Source organism: Paenibacillus planticolens, from assembly GCF_013141725.1.
In the GTDB taxonomy this organism is placed as follows: domain Bacteria; phylum Bacillota; class Bacilli; order Paenibacillales; family NBRC-103111; genus Paenibacillus_E; species Paenibacillus_E planticolens.
The window spans coordinates 164,592-183,133 of the sequence record NZ_WHNZ01000013.1 but is presented as its reverse complement, the minus strand read 5'-3'; the positions used below and the strand labels follow the sequence as shown (position 1 = coordinate 183,133).

The window sequence follows — 18,542 nt, the reverse complement described above, 5'->3', positions numbered from 1 at the left end:
GGAAATGACACTTAGAAGACCAGTACATGTAGCCATGTTCAGCGGCGGGGCTGCCTCGGCATATGTAGCCTATAATATGGTGCAAACCCATGGCAAAGATAATTGTATTCTATTTTTTACCAACACACTTTGGGAAGATGAAGATAATTATCGTTTTATGAACGAGATCTCGGATTATATTGGAGTTGATATTACTTATCGTACGGATGGAAGAACTCCAGAAGAGGTATTCATTGACGATCGGTTTTTGGGTAATTCTAGACTAGCTAAATGTTCTGAAGAGCTTAAGGTGCGTCAAACTTTGATTTTTTTAGAGGAGTTAAGAGATCAAGAAAAATTAGAACCAATTCTCTATTTTGGAATTGGTCCTCATGAAAAGCATCGTGCAGAGAACCTCACAAAGTTTTATGAGCATTATCCGCTTGAACCAATTGAAACAAGATTTCCAATGATCGATACATTTATTAAAGATATGAATGTTAAAAAGATTATTCAGGAAGATTGGGGAATCAAGCTGCCGCGGATGTACGATCTTGGTTTCTCCCATGCGAATTGTGGAGGAAGATGTGTTCGAGGTGGATATGAGCACTATGCACAGTTATATAAAATATGGCCAAATCAATACCAGCTTCAAGAAGAAATGGAAGAACGCTTTAGAGAAAACTTTGAAAAAGATGTTTCGATTCTGAAAAAAGATGGTGGGCCTTTCACACTAAGGCAATATAGAGAACAAATGGATCGTGAAGGCATAACGAAGTTTTTGAAACAAAAGGATGATACAGTGCCTTGTGTATGTACAATTTGAACAAAATCGACTGTCGAGTCTTCTCGACGGTCTTTTTTTTGCTCTATTTTATCGCGATTAGTCAAACAAATTACAATATGAAAAAATTATTCCTCAGGAACCCACTTGGAAAGTATTGAATATAGTGCATGGAGCCATACTAATAAAAAAATTTCCATGGGCTGAGTGAGAATATGAACAATGAAGGCCATCAAAAAGTTGCCATTTACTACAATCTTCATAAACGCTGTCTATCGGTAAAAGATCATCGAACAGGAAAAATTGTTGCACATGAACATTCGCTTTTATTAGAGAATGTGTTGTTTAAAGTAAGCCAAAAAGGAAGACAAAGAGTTCTAAGGGAAAAAAGGAAAAATGTTCATGCGTTTATTATTGGTGATAAAATTTCAACGATTCCGACAGAATTAGATCTGGAGCACTATAATAAGGCTAAATACAACCCTTATCTTTGTGAAAGCTTTATTGATATAGATTCCGGTAAAGAAGTTCTTCGAGCAAAAAGAGTGTTCTGTATTGGAAAATCAATCTTTTATTTAGAGGGAGATTAAGTAATGAATTCAAAAGAAAAGCTGATTGCTCAGATTGAGGACCAGTTCTTATTTTATAATCTCACATACGATGGCAGGGATAATCATGCGATTTATTTTACTGCGTGGGATGAGGAACACGAGGGAATTATGTTAAAAGTAACAAACGAGGAAGAGGGACAGAACTCTACTGTCTGGTATAAAAAAGATCAGGATTGGTATTTAGCAGATTCGCTTTTTTAACAGACCCAAGGGTCTTTTTTTTTTTATTTTGATTAATAATTAAATGCTTTGAAACTGACTACGAAAAAATAGTCATCTTTAGTTTCTACTCTAGTTTCCCCGCGTAATTATAATATCATTAACAATCTATCTAAATACGACGGCAATGAAATATACTATAGTTATAAGAATTAATTTAAGTTAACTCGTAGAAGGGTTCGATTATATGATTCCAAAGAATATTAATAGGCAGCACATATTGAAAGCTATTGAAGAAATTGACTCGTATGGAATACCTGATAATAGAAGACCTACTAAGTTTGCACTTATATTTGATGGTAAAGAATATCCACCAAAGTATGTTATTGGTATCGCTAATAGATATGCTAATGGAAATGAATTAGAATCAAGTGAATTCAGTGGTGGAGATGAATCAAATACGTTTCTTATTGGGCTTGGATTTGAAGTAAAAGCAATAAAAGAAATGGTTTCTTCTTTTTCCTGGACAGTAATATCAGATTCAGTAGCACAAAAGCAACTCGATAAATCCGCGTTTTTACATAGAGGAACCGGGATACCAAAAGAAATTAGATCTTTTTTTAATTTAGATAACATTATTCACGGTGAAAAAAGAGACATTGTTTTTGTTCATAGAGGAAAGAAATTTGAAGCTCATTTTATTATGGAGAATAGAAAAACTGCACGAACAAGATTATTCTGGGATAAAGAGTTTTCAAAAATGTTGAGGGAGAGTTATCCAAGTCAATTTAGTGCATATCAAAGCGGGGTGCCGGAAAGTGTATTAGGCATTATTCTTCGACTAGAGAAAGTAAATGAAACAAGATATAACATCCTTTTTCTAGGTGTCGAGGAAAATTGGGAGGAATCTAATTCAACTTTTGTCAATCCGAACAATAAACTTATTGATATAGTTAGGGAAGAAATTGAATTGGAAACAACCCAATATTTTATTTTTGACTCTGATAGTGACGAGCAGTCTAGAGAAGTAGATTTTAGGTTTTATGAATGGGAGTCGAATGACTTAAATGAAGTGCATACAGGTGACTTCTTTATTTTCAGGCGATCATCAAAGTCATCTGGGATTAATGAATCTAACTTCTTTGGGTTTGGAAAGATTAAGTCAATTGAGTTTTTGAGCTCTAATAAAATACGTGCAGAAATTATTAAACCAATACCGTTCCTAATTCATGCATCGGATCTTGAAAGTTTCAAGTGGAACTTTGAAGATAAAGGTGTACTTAGCGAATATTTTATAAAACAGAACAGGCTGACTAAAATTACTAAGAATGATTTTATCGGACTTCTTAATATAGCAAGTATTGATCTTGAAGAAACCTATCTTGAAGATTTGGACATCGAAATTGAAATGCTTCAAAGACAACAAATGATGGATTTCTTTGTTGATGACTATGTTGGGATTCAAAAGCGAAGAGTAGGTCATAAAGTATTCGCGGACAAGGTGAAATTTAATTATGGGTATAGATGTGCGATAACCGGCATCAGTTCAAAGGATTTTTTAGTTGCCTCGCATATTATACCGTGGGCTCAAAGAAAAGATACTCGTCTTGATCCATCAAATGGGATATGCTTATCTGTTCTATTAGATAAAGCGTTTGATAAAGGTTACATAACAATTTCAGTAGATTACAAAGTTGTAATATCAAATTTTTGTGAGACGACAATAAAGATAATATTAGAGCAGTATGAGAACAAAATGATTTATTATCCCAAAGATTGTGCACCAAATAAAGACTTTTTAAAATGGCATAATTCGTTCGTATTTAAGCATTGATTTGTTCTAATAAATGAAAGTACCATCATAGTTACACTTTTAGAAAGCATCAAGTATATTAATAATAGTGTTAGATTGGCTAAGTTATAGAAATAGCGGCAGGCTTGGACAGGAAATAAAGTCCTGGTCTGCCGCTATTTTATTGCATTTCCCCGGTAGACCGAGACTAATGTCCCATTTGATTTACAATTTGTTGTAAACCAGTTAAGTTCCCTTTTCCTAAAGTAGAGTAGTAATCTATATGTTTCTGTACTGCATTTAAAGCTTTTTTGTGAAAACCTTCACTAAAATCTTGTCTAATACTTTCAAGCAAATATTTATTTGTATCATTATTAAATGCTCTTTTATATACTTCTCCATTCATCATAGCCAGAAATATAGTGATAAATGCTTGTGCAGAGCCTTCATTCATACCTGTAACTCTGTTAATTTCAACTTTCCCTTCGCCTCTTGTCATTTTTCCTAAATATACTTTTTTGGCTATTTCATAAGCACCTTTACTCATCTCCATAGTAATCTTCATTATATACATCTCCCAATATGACCAATTTTATAGACCGATTGTACCATAAAAATCCAAAATATTTTTAAAGACTTCCGTTAGATTCCTGTAGATGGATAAATTTCAGCTTTGTAAAAAAACGAGCGCCTCGGTACGATGGAAGTACGCAACGGGTCAAAAGCCCTTTAATTCCATCATCCAGGAGGACGCTCTACTATGAAGTTTAAATCACAAGATAAGCAAAATCAACTCATTGAAAACATTACCTTTCATCATATTGTTGTTGGTGTAGACATTGCTCAGGAGGCCCACGTTGCCAGAGCGGTTAACTTTCGAGGTGTCGCTCTTGGTAATCCTTAAGTGTTTAGTAACGACGAGGATGGTTTCAAGTCCCTCGACCGTTGGATTCGCGACTTGCTAGCTTCATTTAAATTATCTCAAGTTATCGTTGGTATGGAACCGACTGGCCATTACTGGCTAAGCCTTGCCGGGTGGCTCAAAAACAAAGCCATTGAAGCCGTACTTGTTAATCCTCACCTGGTTAAAAAGAATAAAGAAAACCGCGACAATACTCGCTCTAAAAGCGACAAAAAAGATGCTTTAGTTATTGCCGACATGGTGAAAAACGGCTACTACTCCCCTGTCCGCTTCCATTCTTCCGAATACGAGGAGCTGCGAGTGCTTATGGCTAACCGAGAAACGGTCGTTAAACGACTCGTAAGTGCCGTTAACCAAATCCACCGCTGGGTCGACATTGTCTTCCCTGAACTGAGACAAGTCTTTAAGATCTTAACTTGCAAGGGCGCATTGCTAACACTTCGGCTTTTTCCGCTCCCGACTGAGCTAAGTAAACTAAGTCCTGACGATGTCATTAAAGGATGGCAGAAATCAATGAAACGCCATTCTGGTGTTCGAAGAGCTCACCTACTCATCGATCTTGCCAAGAAAACGGTTGGATCTAAGCAGGCGACACATGCTTACAAACTCCATCTAGAGCAGCTTCTTGAGGAGCATGACTTAGCCACTAAACAACTGCAAAGGATCGAAAAAGAAGCCAAGGACGTTGTTGAACGTATCCCCTATTCAGGCAAAATCCTTGCCATTACTGGAATAAGTGCAATTGCTCTAGCTGGTGTTTTAGGAGAGTCTGGAGATCTTCGAGGTTATGCGCATGGGAACGCTCTACTCCGTCATGCAGGACTTAATATAACCGAAGCAAGCTCGGGTAAATGGAAGGGACAACTGAAGCTCAGTAAACGAGGTCGTCCACGGCTACGTCACTTTCTCTATTTAATTACGATGTGCATGGTCATGAGTAACCAAGAATTTAAAGCCTTACATCACTACAATGTTCAGGTAAAAAAGCTTAAAAAGATGAAGTCTATCATGAAGCTATGTGGTAAGCTAGCTCGACTCTTAGTAGGAATGGCTCGTAGTGATGTAGCTTACAAACCCGATAAAATCTTTGCATTAGCAGCTTAACATAAACCTTATCTCACGCAAGTTGGCGTATTCGCAGGAGACAAAGAAAGCACGGAGTATCGGGATACGTTAAACAAAAGGGCTCCGACCCATTCCGTTAGAAAGACCGACCTCCACCCCTTAGATAGATGTGACGAATGATAGGGCATTTGACCCGCCCCGACATGGGAGTGAAAATCGCTAAGGGCATCGTGGAGAATACGTGCATCATCTGGAATGTATTGGGTGAATTAACTTCACCTCTGTTCCCGCATGCCTTTTTAACAACACATCCTAATATATCTCGCTATCTTTCGTTCATCACCAAAATCTAAAGGATGAAATCCTGCGAATAGACGAGCTTGCGTGAGGAAATCAAATCATACCGAGGGAGTTTATTGCCTCTGCAAGTCTAAAACTAATACTTTATTTTCAATGAACAATAATTGTCTGGATGGCATAATATTTGTAGGTTGTTATGGAGAGCGAAGAGAATGAAAGAATCTGTTTACATAGCTGTTAGGGGGATGAAGCATTATTTTGGTTCTAATTTTATTAAGACCGGGCAAGTTATTCATCTCGTTAAGGAGCCTGATAATCGTTACGATCAGGAAGCAATCAGAGCAGTTATCGCACTAATAGGAAAGATTGGTTCTGTTGCCAACAGTACTCACACCGTTCCATGGGATTCAGGAGCGCAGGCCGTGTGTATGATAGTTTCGATAATGAAATGTTAGGAGAGTTGTTAGATTTATTTTTCATGAAACCATATTTACAAAGCTTCAGAAATATGGCGTTCTTAAATTTAGATATATTCATTTTTAAAGGGTTTTGAAAAAAAAAATCGAATGTACTAGAAATAGGAATTTAGTTCTAGTTCTAGGGAGAGACACCGATGATTGACAAGGTCATTCGATTATTTAAAATGCTTAATGCTATCCAGGCTAATCCAGGGATTACAGCTAAAGAACTTGCTATCAAATGTGATACTGCCGAAAGAACCATTTATAGGGATCTTCGTGTACTTGATCTCATTGCACCAGTTACGAATGAAGGATACGGCAAAGGTTACACATTTATGGGGAACTTTTCGATGTATCCTTTGAATTTTACGGAACAAGAAGCAATGGTTCTCTCTATGCTTCCTTCTGTGGTCGATAAAGATAAGCTGCCGGATGGGTTTGAAACGGCTTATGATAAAGTAATGGCCACTCATTTGAAGGAGAAGTCCCGTAACAAAGATATTATTCAAAATATTACCGAAGCGATCCAAATGGGGATGCCAGCTTATAAAGAAGAGACAACGCAGAACTTTCTGTTTGATATTCTCCAAGCTATTCTGAGTCACAAAACAATCGAGGCCGTTTATCATACACAAAGCAGAAATACGGAAACCAAAAGGTTAATTGATCCTTACTATTTAGTTCCTAGGGATAAGCGTTTTTACCTAATTGGTTTTTGTCACCAGGCCAAAGCCATTCGAACATTCAGATTAAGCCGATTCAAAGCAGTCGATGTAACGAATCTTACATACAGTAAAGGCGATTTTAGTATCAAACAATACTTGAAGAACACTTGGTCCATTGAGCGCGGTGAAGAGCATATTCATTTTAAGGTTAAGTTTTCACCGGTTATTGCTCGGTATATCAAAGAAGAAGAGCTATTTGTTAGACCCAAAATGCGGGATTTACCGGATGGTAGCTTGATTTTTGAGGTGACACTGAATCACGATAGGGAGTTTCTGAACTGGGTGTACCAATATGGTCCGAATGCAGAGATTTTGGAGCCGAAATCGTATAGGGAAACCATGAAAGAACAATTGCAAGCATGGATGAATGTATATAAATGATAATATGGATCGAGCCATTCTGACGGTAGAAACGTTGTGGAGTGGTTTTTTCATGTAGAACGCATATTCGATGACAACATACAGTCTCATCTTATTGATAAGATTGAGCTGTTAACATGACATAGAGGAGTGATATGCATGCCATCTACGTTTATTGGGAACTTGCAAGAGAGCTTTCAAAAGTCTCCTTTATCAAAAAAAATTCTCCTGGCACCTCGTTTTGCAGATGGGCAGCAGTGGCTTCATCAAGTTTGTAAAGTGTATGGTCATGTATTGAACGTTGAAGTTCAAACCATAGAAAGCCTTGCATTAAAGCAGGCAGCTTTGAAGCTTTTCCAGCAAAAGAAGACTTATATCCGATCCGGCCAGTCGTTCTGGCTTGTTCAGCAGATCTTGATGGACTTAGCGAAAGAAGACAACGACTATTTATCAGAAGCAAATCTGAGCCCAGGAATGGTTTCATGTTTTCAGCGTACTATTGAGGATCTAAGGCAGGCGCTTGTTTTGGCGAAAGAGTTAGATCCTACGCACTTTGTAGAACAAAATAAAGGGCAATATGTTAAAGCAGTTCTACAACGTTATGAAGAAAAATTACATAAACATAATTTTATAGATTTCATGCATCTTGCAGAGATCGTAGTAGAAAATGTAGACGATACGGTTTTTGTTATGCCTGGAAACGACTTGCTTAGCAAAGCACAACGAACAATCCTAGAGAAGATAACCGGTAACCGATTAATACGGGTAGACTTTAGCTTACCATTTACTTCTGATGAATCAGATTTTCTGGCAAGCAAAGCAGCTTTCTTCCATGCAACTGGCGCTATGGCAGAAGTGCGCGAAGTGATGAGAAGAATACTTTCTAATGACGCTGCACTTGATCAGGTTGAAATTATTGCATCTAATTATGAGACCTACGCAGGGGCTATTCATGGGCTCGCATCAGAAATAGCGATTCCTTGTACATTTTCGAGTGGATTACCTTTGCAGTATTGTCGTATGGGTCGTACTTTGCTTAAGTTGTTGCACTGGATTGAGAATGACTTCCCGATTGCAGATTTCCTCGAATTGCTCCGTGAAGGTGGCATTTCCTTTCGCAATGTGGATGAAGGCGTTAGATCGTCAGAATGGATCCGGACTATAGAAGCTCTCAATATCGGATGGGGTAAGGACCGATATTTTATTCTCTTCGATGAAAATGTATCTGAACAAGAAAAATCATTGTTGATGAAACTTAAAAAAGTATTTTCAGATTTGTTCTCGGGCTTGCCGAAAGATAGTGAGTGGAGTCCTTATTTAGTCGTGAAGTGGTTACAGCAAGTGATGAAGATGTATGGGGCTATACAGGATGAAGATGATGCGCTTGTTCTAAAAGAGCTTGAAGGAATGGTAGATACCTTGTCAATTGAAGGGCTCTCCTCTTCGCTCATGAGGAAAGATGTTGCTTTGCAATATGTGAAGCAGCTTCTATCAGGTATTCGGGTGAAGACCACCTCAACCCCATCATCTGGAGCTATTCATATTTCAGCTCTTTCAAATGGAGGTTTATCGGGTAGGCCCTTTACCTATATTGTCGGAATGGATGAACATAGCTGGTCGGTAATACCTCGCCAGGATCCTGTTTTGCTTGATGAGGAGAGGCAGAATGTTAGCCCTGATCTTATACTTTCTACAGAACGCAGCAGACTCTTGAAAAAAGAGCAGCTTACAAGGCTTGGAGCTATTACTGGAAATGCCACTCTGAGCTATTCGTCCTACAAGATATCGGAAGGGAAGCATTCAAGTCCAGCATTTGAGTATTTGCAGATATTCCGTAACAAGACTAAGCTCCAAGATGCGGACTATTCGGTCTTACAAGGCTCACTGAGTATGCCTGAGGGGTATTTATCGCATGCTTTACCATTAGATGCTTCAGATTTATGGGCAAGGGAAATGATCGATCAACATGGGCGGATGTTAAACGGCCGGCATGCACTGGAAACGTCTTACCCTTTCTTACAAAAAGGTATACATGCGGTAAGACAGCGTATTTCGAATTCGATAACGGCATATGATGGCCGAATTGAATCGGAATCGTTAGCCTCAGATGTTAGGAAGCGTGCTTTCAGTGCGAGCCAGTTGGAACGTTATTCCGAATGCCCTATGAGGTATTATTTCGGGTATGTGCTGGGGATTTGGCCTAAAAATGAAACCGCCTATGACCGTACGCGCTGGCTAGATCCGGCGAATCGAGGTAATTTGTTGCATCGTATTTTTTATAATTATTTGAAGAGAGTCACATCAAATGCTTCACAGCGGCCGGATCATGACAAACATGTACTGCATGTAATCACAGATGAAGAGTTAGAACATTACAAACGGCTGATTCCTGCCCCCAGTCAACACATCTTACAAAAAGAGTCTGACGATATACGTCAGGATGTTGAGTGGTTTTATAACGAGGAAGCAGCTAAGGCAACGTTGCCTCGATATTTTGAACAGGAATTATCAGTTGACGGAGAGCCGTTGCAGGTTAAGCTGACAGACGATTCTTTCATTACACTCAAAGGATTCATTGACCGCATTGATCAAATAGCAACGAATCAATACCGGATCATCGATTATAAGACGGGGAGCCCGTCAAAATATAGAGAGAACGAATATTTCGCCGGAGGTACGCAGCTTCAGCATGCCTTGTATGCACTTGCAGCAGAGCAGTGGTTAAAGGAAACAGGGATAGACAAGGATGCTCTAGTCACGGAGTCAGCGTATTATTTTCCTACAGCGAGAGGAATTGGACGTGAAGTCGTTCGTTTGCAAAATAAACGCAACGAGCTAAGTCATTTGATGAGAAGTTTGCTTACTTCCATGGAGCAGGGGATTTACACACCTACACATGAAACAAGTAGATGCCGCTATTGCGATTACGCTTCTGTATGCGGCAATCATGCCGAGTTTATGGAAGGTAAAAAAGCAAATCCGAAAAACGCGACGCTGCTGAAAGAGCTCTTGGAGGTGGAAGCCATTGACTAGACCGAACGATTGGGAAGCTAGAAACCGTATATTGGAAGACCTTGAGACCAATTTATTGGTAGAAGCAGGCGCAGGTTCCGGTAAAACGACGAGTCTGGTTGGACGAATGGTATCTCTGATTCGAACAGGTGCTGCGGGGGCGGACCAGATTGCTGCCATTACTTTTACGAATAAAGCGGCTGATGAGCTTCGGGAGCGATTTCTGTTAGCCTTGGAAAAGGCGTTGGGCAGCACGGCAGATCAAGCTGAAAAACAGCGTTTTGCCATTGCCATGGAACAATTGGATGTAAATTTTATTGGTACTATCCATTCCTTCTGCGGTATGCTGCTGCGCGAGCGTCCTGTGGAAGCGGGACTGGATCCAACCTTTCAGGAGCTAGATGAGCAAGCTGAGGAAGAGTTCCATAACCGCTGTTGGGATGAATACCTGATGCAGCTGGAAGAACGCGGTCAGGGAAGCAGGCTCGAGGAACTTCGCCAATATGGTATCCATGTAACTACACTTAAAGCCGTGTATGATCGAGTCTCCATGTTCAGTGATGTTAAAATTGAGACTATAGAGTTGCCGCGGCCGGATTTTGACTTGATTCGTTTATCGCTTCCTCCATTAATTGCTGAAGCATGGCCTTATTTACCGAGTAGTGAGCCGGAGAAAGGTTGGGACTCCCTGCAGAAAGTACTTCGCATCATCAAACAGAAGGAGCGCAGTTGGAGCTGGAACAATGACCAGCAAGTGCTCTCAATGGCGATGGAGTTTGATAAGAAGCTGGATGTTACGCAAAATCGTTGGACAGATAAAGCCAAAGCGAAAGAAATGCGTGATCGCTTTCACGATTGGCAAATTACCGTGCTATTTCCTTTCCTGAGATCATGGAGGGAGTATCTGTATCCGAAGCTCATTGATTTTGTTGCGCCTGCAGTTACTTATGCAGAGCATAGAAGAGCGGAGTCAGGAGTTGTTAGTTTTCAAGATTTACTGATGAAGGCTACTGTCCTTCTAAGGGAGTCTCTACCGGTGAGACGTTACTTTGCTAATCGGTACCAGCGGCTGCTTGTGGATGAATTCCAAGATACAGATCCGATTCAGGCGGAGATGATGTTTCTTTTGACAGGTGCCGGTAACCATGAGGGGGAAAAAGACTGGCGCAAGCTGCAGCCGCGTTCCGGGTCCTTGTTCATCGTCGGGGATCCCAAACAATCCATTTACCGATTCCGCCGTGCGGATATTTCGATTTATAACGAGGTAAAAAGAAGAATTACCGAATGCGGTGATGTGCTCCAGCTTCATGCCAACTTCCGTTCTGTGCAAGCCATTGGCGACTACGTGAACTACCAGTTTGAATCCAAATTTCCTAAGGAGGCTACCGAACAGCAGGCGGCATTTGTGAAAATGGAAACGCAAGCCCCCAATCCTGCTGCGAAGAAAAAAGCATCTCACGGAATCTATACACTGACATATCCGAAGATCCCTGGAGGCAAAGCAGCTGTTGCCATGGAGGATGCGAAGAGAGTTTCAGCCTACATAGCATGGGCCTGTGGAAAGAATGGTCTGAATATCCAGGAACGAGATTCGAATGGAGAATATGTGGTTCGGAGGGCTGTACCTAATGACTTTCTTATTTTGCTAAAAACTAGGGAGTTCATCAGTCTATATGCAGAAGAGCTGGATCGCTGCGGAATCCCTGCTGAAACTGCGGGCAGTGCGGCTATTTACCCTGAAATGTTCAGCTTAGCGCAGCTATGCGCAAGTTTGTTAGATCCTTCGGATAAAGTTGCACTCTTATCTGTGTTAAGAGGAGAACTATTTGGAATCAGCGATCAGGAATTATATGAATATAAAAAGGCTGGGCATCCTTTTCACTACTTGGCTTTGCCTGAAGCAGAGACTAGTTTGAAGGAAGCACTGCCAGTTTATGATGTGCTTAGCAAGCTGCGAACCTATTACGGTTGGACTCGCAATTTACCGGCTGTGGCTGCATTGGCTCGAATGATGGAAGATATGGGGTTGCTTGTTCATACGGCTTTACGTGAAGCGGGAGCAACGAGGGCTGGAACCATGCTCAAGCATTTACAGCAATTGTCCGACCAGGTCAATAGCGCGGCGGGTTGGGCTCCGCTGACAGAGATGCTGTTACAATGGAGCTCGGGAAAAGGAGTTGAGACTTCCAGCTTATACGCGGGGCGGAATCAAGCTGTGCGTATTATGAATCTGCACAAAGCCAAAGGGCTTGAAGCGCCGGTTGTGTTCCTCGCTTGCCCCTGCGGCGAGACGGATCACGATGCGGAAGAGCACGTGGATCGGACCGTAGACCCAGCAGTTGGTTACTTTACGATCTCTCAGCGGAAATACGATTTTGTGAATGAAACGCTTGCCCAACCGGTGGGCTGGGAAGCGATGAATGTTAAAGAACGCGAGTTTATGAATGCGGAAAAGGATAGATTGCTTTACGTGGCTGCTACTCGCGCTAAGCAGATGTTAGTTATTAGCCAGTATCCTGAGCAACCGGCCAAATGTCCGTGGAGTCCACTAATGCTGGGGATGGATATGGTAGCGGAGCTTGAGGTTCCTGCGTTTGTAGCAGAGGATCGAGCTGAATATACGGGACAGCCTGATGTTGAGGGATTTTTGAGGGATCGAAGGATGAAAGTAGATCGGCTGGGACAGCCATCCTACGCCCGTGTTTCGGTGACTGGAATGACTAAAAGCTCAGGCGAAACGCCTGAATGGTCGTCAGAGGGCCGCGGTATGGCGTTTGGCAGCTTGGTGCATATGGGCATTGAAGCTGTTGGTAAGGGGTTGGCGGGAGAGCAGCTCCTTGCCTACATGGAGATGTTGGCTGCTCAGGAGAAGCTGAGTGAGGAATACTTGAAGGAAGCGTGTCAAGCAGTGACGGCATTTACGGAGAGTGAGCTGTGGCAGAGAGCGCTTCGGGCTAAAACGCGGCTGCATGAGGTTAGGCTTATGTTTAGGAAAAATGCAGATGGTATCGCAGTTGATGGTAATGCGAATGTAGAAGTAGCAGTGGCTCAGCAAGAAGGTGTGACGCTAGGAGCTGCGGGTACAGTTTTTATCGAAGGTGTGATCGACTTTCTCTTTGAAGAAGAGGATGGTTGGGTGATCGTGGATTTTAAGACGGATCATTTTGAGGAAGGTAAGGAAGATGCGTTTGTTCGTTTTTATCGGCCTCAGGTGATGGCTTATGCTAGCGAGTGGGAGCGGACTTTTGGTTATAGCATGAAGGAAGCTGGGCTTTATTTTATAGGGCATCAGAAGTATGTGAATTTAAAAACTAAATAGAACATTTGATTCATAACAATTTACCATTTATTTCAGTGCATCCCTTGACCTACCTAAAGGTACATATACATGTCCCTTTAGGTAGGTCAAGAGATGTTAATGAATTTATTATTAAGGTGAGGAGAGCAAGATGTTTCTAGTTATTGTAATTGTATTTGTCATTGTTATCTTAGGTATTTATCTGTTGAAACAAAAAGAGTTAAAAACCTATCAAGATCATGAACACAAAAAGCACGATGAAACGAATAAAAATCAATCCCCGATTAATGAATTAGATATTACAAGTCCGAAGGGGGCTTCTAATCAGGCATTACATAAGACCGCGTATCGCCAAAATCAAACTACAAAACATATATTAAAGCCAAATTATGAATCAAAACCAAAGTATGATTCAAAAGCGCAAATATCATCAACTCCACAGACTATGATAAAGCAGCCACTTCAGAAAATATATCCAGGATTAAGAAAAATGGCAACCATATGGAGAAAACCTGCAGATGCTGAAACTTGCTACCGCTGTAATGGAGCATTAACAGCAGAAAAAATTAATCTTGCTTCTTTTAAATATGGAAAGATTCAAGGCTATGTTCATACATCCGCTTGGGCATGTCCTGTATGTAAATATGTCTGTGCGAATGAGAGTGCTATTGTCGAAATAAAAAAACAAGTACCGGGTCATCAATTTCAAATTAATGAATGGGGGGTCATCCCAAAGATAATAACCCCTGTAAACGAAACTAAAAAACATGAATTTAAGTGGCCGAGCACTTATGCCGTAGAAACTTTAAAACCAGGCTCCCAAAAAGTTGGAAGCCAATTTAGCCAGGAGAGTCCTCTTCATAAACTGGGATATAAAATAACAGATAGTAATCGAACAAAAAGGTGGACTATCCTAGAAAATGAGGCGCTACCTAAACTCGGGTTAGAAAAAGTAGCGAATGTAATTGCAACAAATGTAAAAGCTAGAAAACGTCAAAAAGGCGGTGCGAAGAAGTATTCACATGCAATTTATGAATGGGAATACGATTTGAAGAAATTAAAAGATACTTATTATAGACGAGATTTTCAGTGGCCGTCAACAGATTAAGTGAAGGGTGCATTACCACTTTTTGTCATACTCTATATATGCATCTGAATGTTCTTAGTACTATAATATATTTGTAGATAATACGACATATAAGAGACAAAACAAATTTCGCTCAAATTTAACTGTCGATGAGTATTTTAAAAGGTAAATGTGTAGAAGCCAGCCCATAAATGCCAGAATAAGTCTCAAACAGAAACCGAGCACCCTTGTGGTGCTCTTTTTTAGAGAGGTGAACCCATGAAACAAGGACTCTACGAACAGATCGTAAATAACATCACGATGAAGCAGTTGTCGGTCTTAGATCCGGCATTGTATGAAATAGGCAAGGAGCAACTAGATGCTGAGGAAGCTAGAAAGCTGTTATCCAATTACTTAGCTTCAGTAACACGCAGAGCGTTAAGAGCAGTGCGGGAACAAAGTAGTGACGAAGAAGCCGTACTTGCTCAGGTTAGAACATGCAATGAGATTATCGCTACACTGAAAGAAGCTCTAGGGCAAGAGGAGTACAATGAGCTACAGCTTGATGAGCAGGGGGAAGTATTAACATACGTCTACTCAAAGCTTAATCATGTTCGTGGTATTAAAAATGAGAAGGTACTTCGACCGGCAACACCGTTATCCCAAAGCTCGTTATTTACAGGTTCTCACTCGGAACCTAACATGATGAATGAATTAAAGCATGAAATCGTGACGGCCGATCGGATAGATCTGTTAGTATCTTTTATCAAATGGAGCGGTCTTCGATGTCTCATGGAGCAGCTAGAGCAATTCACTTCTAGCGGTGGGCAGCTGCGTGTTATTACAACTACTTACATGGAAGCAACTGATTACAAGGCTGTATTAGAATTAAGCAAGCTCTCCAATACTCAAATTAAGATATCCTATGATACGGATAGGACTCGACTACATGCGAAAGCCTATGTGTTTATGCGAGACACAGGGTTTACAACAGCTTATGTAGGATCATCCAATCTTTCGAATCCAGCTCTTACTAGTGGTTTGGAATGGAATCTGAAGGTAACAGAAAAGGATTCATATGATGTGCTCAAAAAGATCGAAGCCACTTTCGAGAGCTACTGGAATGATAGGGAGTTCAAACTTTTTTCTCCTGAGAACGTAGAACATGAGACTCAACTTAAAGAAGCTCTAGGAAAAAAGAAAATTAATGAGCATGAAGCGCTTCATTTCCATTTCGACCTAACGCCTTATGACTACCAAAAGGAAGTCTTGGAGAAGCTGAAAGCCCAGCGGACTTTGTTCGGAAGAATGAAAAATCTGTTAGTCGCAGCTACAGGTGTTGGTAAGACAGTGATCTCGGCTTTTGACTTTAAGCGATATAGGGCGAAAAATCCGAGAGCGAAGCTACTTTTTGTTGCACACCGAGAGGAAATATTGAAGCAGAGCCGGGATACGTTCAGGTTTATTTTAAAGGATCTTAATTTTGGAGAGCTTCATGTAGGTAGCAACCAAGCACAATCGGTGGATCATCTGTTTATAAGTATTCAGAGTTTTAACTCGATGAAATTAGCTGAGATCACGACAAGTGACTTTTATAATTTTATTATCGTGGATGAGTTCCATCATGCTGCCGCGCCTTCCTACCAAAAGCTTCTGACCCATTACCAGCCAGAAATTTTGTTAGGTTTGACTGCAACTCCAGAACGTATGGATGGGAAGGATATTTTAGCCTATTTTGACTATACCATTGCTGCTGAGATTCGATTAACAGATGCAATAGATCGAAAATTACTTTCACCTTTTCATTATTTTGGAGTAACTGATTACGTGGATTTGTCTCAAGTGAAATGGTCGCGCAGAGGTTATGATCTACGAGAGCTAGAGGGCCTATACACAAGCAATAAGATCCGTGCTACTCAAATTTTAAATAGTCTCAAAAAGTACGTAACAGATTTGGACGAGGTTAAAGGTTTAGGATTCTGCGTGAGTGTCGAACATGCTTTATATATGGCCAAAGTATTTGATGAAGCGGGGATCCCCTCAATTGCGTTACATGGTGACTCTCGTGAACAAGAACGAAGCCAGGCTAAGGGTAGACTTGTTAGAGGGGAGATTAGGCTCATCTTTGTAGTGGATCTCTACAATGAAGGCGTGGATATCCCGGAAGTGAACACCGTTTTATTCTTACGTCCAACAGAAAGTTTGACTGTTTTTCTGCAGCAACTTGGTCGTGGATTGCGTTTGGCAGAGGGGAAAGAGTGCCTTACTGTTCTAGACTTCATTGGGCAAGCACATAAGGAGTATAACTTTCAGGAGAAATTCCGTTCTTTGTTAGGGAAAACGAAACACTCTGTGCAGCATTATGTGGAAAATGGATTCTCCAGTTTACCTAGGGGAAGCTTTATTCAACTTGAGAAACAAGCGAAGGATTACATCTTAAGAAATTTGAAGCAAACATCGACTAATCGTCGAAGTTTAATTAATAAGATTAAGTATTTTGAAGAAGATACGGGACTCAAGCTTACTTTGACGAATTTTACCCAATACCATGGAATTTCTTTATTTGAGCTATATGGTGGTCGTAACGGTAACAGATTCTTAAGGGGATTAATGGTTGAGGCAGGCATGCTGGAGCCCTTTGAGCTTCCACCAACAGAATTGGTAAAACGTATTCCTGCACTTTTGAATCTTAACTCTCGAAGGTTATTGAAGTTTATGCTTTCGTACATAGAGGAAGATAAGCAATCGATGACAGAAGAAGAACAACTCATGCTAAATATATTTTATTACATCTTTTACCGGGCAGAGCCTAGGAAGCAAGGTTTTGTTGATATAGAAGCAGGAGTTGAATTCATTTTATCTAATTCCGCATTTCGAGATGAGATTATTGATATTTTGAAATATAACTTCGCCCACATTGATTTCGTCGATAAGAAACATGATTTCCCATTCGCGTGTCCGATCGATATTCATTGCCAATATTCTACTGACCAGATATTAGCGGCATTTGGCCTTTGGAATGAAGAGAAGGCACCAGCCTTTCGAGAAGGTGTAAAGTACTTTGAGGATAAGAAGACAGATATTTTCTTTATCACATTAAATAAATCGGATAAAGATTTTTCACCTTCGACTTTGTATGAAGACTATGCCATTAGTGAGCGATTATTTCACTGGCAGACTCAGAGCCGGATATCAGAGGATACAAAAACAGCGCAAAGGTATATTCATCACCGAGAGACCGGCAACCGAATCGCCCTATTTGTTCGTGAATATAAGGAAGAGAATGATTATACGTCACCATTTGTTTTTCTAGGGGAAGCAGAATATGTGAAACATGAGGGCAGCAAGCCTATGAGTTTCATCTGGCAGTTAAAAGAAGAGATGCCGCCAGTAATGGTGCCGGCTGCTAATAAGTGTATCGTATAGGAAGTGTGATGAAATGATTCGAGTAGCTGCAGCGATTATAGAAAATGAAGAAGGGCTATTGCTCATAGCACGACGTCGGCCTGAGAAGTCTCAGGGAGGGCTGTGGGAATTCCCAGGTGGGAAGCTAGAGGAAGGCGAGTCACCGGAGGCTTGTTTGGTGAGAGAGCTGAAGGAAGAGATGAACATTGAGATTGAACCGTATGAGTTTTTTGGAGTGAATGATCATTGGTATGGGGCGGTTCATATTCAATTGATTGCTTATAGTGCAAGATTTGTAAGTGGTGAAATTGCTCTGGTGGACCATGATGAGTACCGATGGATTACGATAGAAGAATTGCGGGAATTTCAATTTGCGCCTGCGGATGTGAAGTTTGTTGAGAAGCTTTTTATGGATACATGAAAATGATATGTCAAACAATCTTTCGTGGCTCCACCATAAGAGTAAATAGGGGCTGCACTGGTTCATAGTTGATCCGAAAACTGGTGGAATTCTTCATGTTCCACCGAACTATGATTAGCTTGGTGCTAGACAGGATATAGCAAACACTAGCTTACATATACCCTTTCAAGCTAAAAGATTTG

At 40.7% G+C, this 18,542-nt stretch carries 12 protein-coding genes and 1 pseudogene; 12 read left to right on the top strand and 1 reads right to left on the bottom strand.

Features of this window, described 5'->3' with window-relative positions:
• Positions 1–4: 4 nt before the first annotated feature.
• The 4 genes from GC097_RS05830 to GC097_RS33845 all read left to right on the top strand — a co-directional run bounded on the left by GC097_RS05830 (position 5) and on the right by GC097_RS33845 (position 3,367).
• Positions 5–805 (top strand): hypothetical protein, encoded by an 801-nt coding sequence (locus GC097_RS05830; protein ID WP_246293979.1) that lies wholly within the window; start codon positions 5–7, stop codon positions 803–805.
• A 173-nt stretch (positions 806–978) separates the two neighbouring features.
• Positions 979–1,353, top strand: coding sequence for a L5-gp82 domain-containing phage-derived protein (locus tag GC097_RS05825; RefSeq protein WP_171682397.1), 375 nt, complete (start codon positions 979–981; stop codon positions 1,351–1,353).
• A 3-nt stretch (positions 1,354–1,356) separates the two neighbouring features.
• Positions 1,357–1,575 carry a hypothetical protein gene (locus GC097_RS05820; RefSeq protein ID WP_171682396.1) on the top strand — a complete coding sequence of 73 codons (219 nt, stop codon included), beginning with the start codon at positions 1,357–1,359 and terminating at the stop codon, positions 1,573–1,575.
• Between the two features lie 205 nt (positions 1,576–1,780).
• Positions 1,781–3,367: an HNH endonuclease gene (locus tag GC097_RS33845; protein ID WP_216625654.1), complete on the top strand. Its 1,587-nt coding sequence runs from the start codon at positions 1,781–1,783 to the stop codon at positions 3,365–3,367.
• Positions 3,368–3,533: 166 nt separating this feature from the next.
• Here the strand turns inward: GC097_RS33845 and GC097_RS05810 are convergent, their stop codons facing one another.
• A complete protein-coding gene (locus GC097_RS05810; protein ID WP_171682395.1) occupies positions 3,534–3,890 on the bottom strand; it encodes a hypothetical protein in 357 nt (118 codons plus the stop codon).
• Between the two features lie 195 nt (positions 3,891–4,085).
• Between GC097_RS05810 and GC097_RS05805 the strand changes: the two are divergent.
• The 8 genes and pseudogenes from GC097_RS05805 (at position 4,086) to mutT (ending at position 18,360) form a co-directional block, all read left to right on the top strand.
• Positions 4,086–5,351: pseudogene (locus GC097_RS05805) on the top strand (IS110 family RNA-guided transposase).
• Positions 5,352–5,824: 473 nt separating this feature from the next.
• Positions 5,825–6,067 carry an HIRAN domain-containing protein gene (locus GC097_RS05800; protein WP_171682394.1) on the top strand — a complete coding sequence of 81 codons (243 nt, stop codon included), beginning with the start codon at positions 5,825–5,827 and terminating at the stop codon, positions 6,065–6,067.
• A 158-nt stretch (positions 6,068–6,225) separates the two neighbouring features.
• Positions 6,226–7,179: a helix-turn-helix transcriptional regulator gene (locus GC097_RS05795; protein WP_171682393.1), complete on the top strand. Its 954-nt coding sequence runs from the start codon at positions 6,226–6,228 to the stop codon at positions 7,177–7,179.
• Between the two features lie 138 nt (positions 7,180–7,317).
• Complete coding sequence (locus GC097_RS05790) at positions 7,318–10,191, top strand: PD-(D/E)XK nuclease family protein (protein WP_171682392.1); 2,874 nt, start codon at positions 7,318–7,320, stop codon at positions 10,189–10,191.
• The gene (locus GC097_RS05785; protein ID WP_171682391.1) at positions 10,184–13,489 is read left to right on the top strand and encodes a UvrD-helicase domain-containing protein; all 3,306 of its coding nucleotides are present in this window, start codon (positions 10,184–10,186) and stop codon (positions 13,487–13,489) included. The genes GC097_RS05790 and GC097_RS05785 overlap by 8 nt, the downstream gene beginning before the upstream one ends.
• A gap of 130 nt (positions 13,490–13,619) precedes the next feature.
• Positions 13,620–14,576, top strand: a complete 957-nt coding sequence (locus tag GC097_RS05780; RefSeq protein WP_171682390.1) for a hypothetical protein — start codon at positions 13,620–13,622, stop codon at positions 14,574–14,576.
• A gap of 237 nt (positions 14,577–14,813) precedes the next feature.
• Complete coding sequence (locus GC097_RS05775) at positions 14,814–17,960, top strand: DEAD/DEAH box helicase (protein WP_171682389.1); 3,147 nt, start codon at positions 14,814–14,816, stop codon at positions 17,958–17,960.
• A 13-nt stretch (positions 17,961–17,973) separates the two neighbouring features.
• Positions 17,974–18,360, top strand: coding sequence for an 8-oxo-dGTP diphosphatase MutT (gene mutT, locus GC097_RS05770; RefSeq protein WP_171682388.1), 387 nt, complete (start codon positions 17,974–17,976; stop codon positions 18,358–18,360).
• The last annotated feature ends 182 nt before the right edge of the window (positions 18,361–18,542 follow it).

Coding starts and splice junctions, on each gene's coding strand:
- GC097_RS05830 (WP_246293979.1), top strand. CDS start 5: ATGACACTTAGAAGACCAGTACATGTAGCCATGTTCAGCGGCGGGGCT.
- GC097_RS05825 (WP_171682397.1), top strand. CDS start 979: ATGAACAATGAAGGCCATCAAAAAGTTGCCATTTACTACAATCTTCAT.
- GC097_RS05820 (WP_171682396.1), top strand. CDS start 1,357: ATGAATTCAAAAGAAAAGCTGATTGCTCAGATTGAGGACCAGTTCTTA.
- GC097_RS33845 (WP_216625654.1), top strand. CDS start 1,781: ATGATTCCAAAGAATATTAATAGGCAGCACATATTGAAAGCTATTGAA.
- GC097_RS05810 (WP_171682395.1), bottom strand. CDS start 3,890: ATGAAGATTACTATGGAGATGAGTAAAGGTGCTTATGAAATAGCCAAA.
- GC097_RS05800 (WP_171682394.1), top strand. CDS start 5,825: ATGAAAGAATCTGTTTACATAGCTGTTAGGGGGATGAAGCATTATTTT.
- GC097_RS05795 (WP_171682393.1), top strand. CDS start 6,226: ATGATTGACAAGGTCATTCGATTATTTAAAATGCTTAATGCTATCCAG.
- GC097_RS05790 (WP_171682392.1), top strand. CDS start 7,318: ATGCCATCTACGTTTATTGGGAACTTGCAAGAGAGCTTTCAAAAGTCT.
- GC097_RS05780 (WP_171682390.1), top strand. CDS start 13,620: ATGTTTCTAGTTATTGTAATTGTATTTGTCATTGTTATCTTAGGTATT.
- GC097_RS05775 (WP_171682389.1), top strand. CDS start 14,814: ATGAAACAAGGACTCTACGAACAGATCGTAAATAACATCACGATGAAG.
- mutT (WP_171682388.1), top strand. CDS start 17,974: ATGATTCGAGTAGCTGCAGCGATTATAGAAAATGAAGAAGGGCTATTG.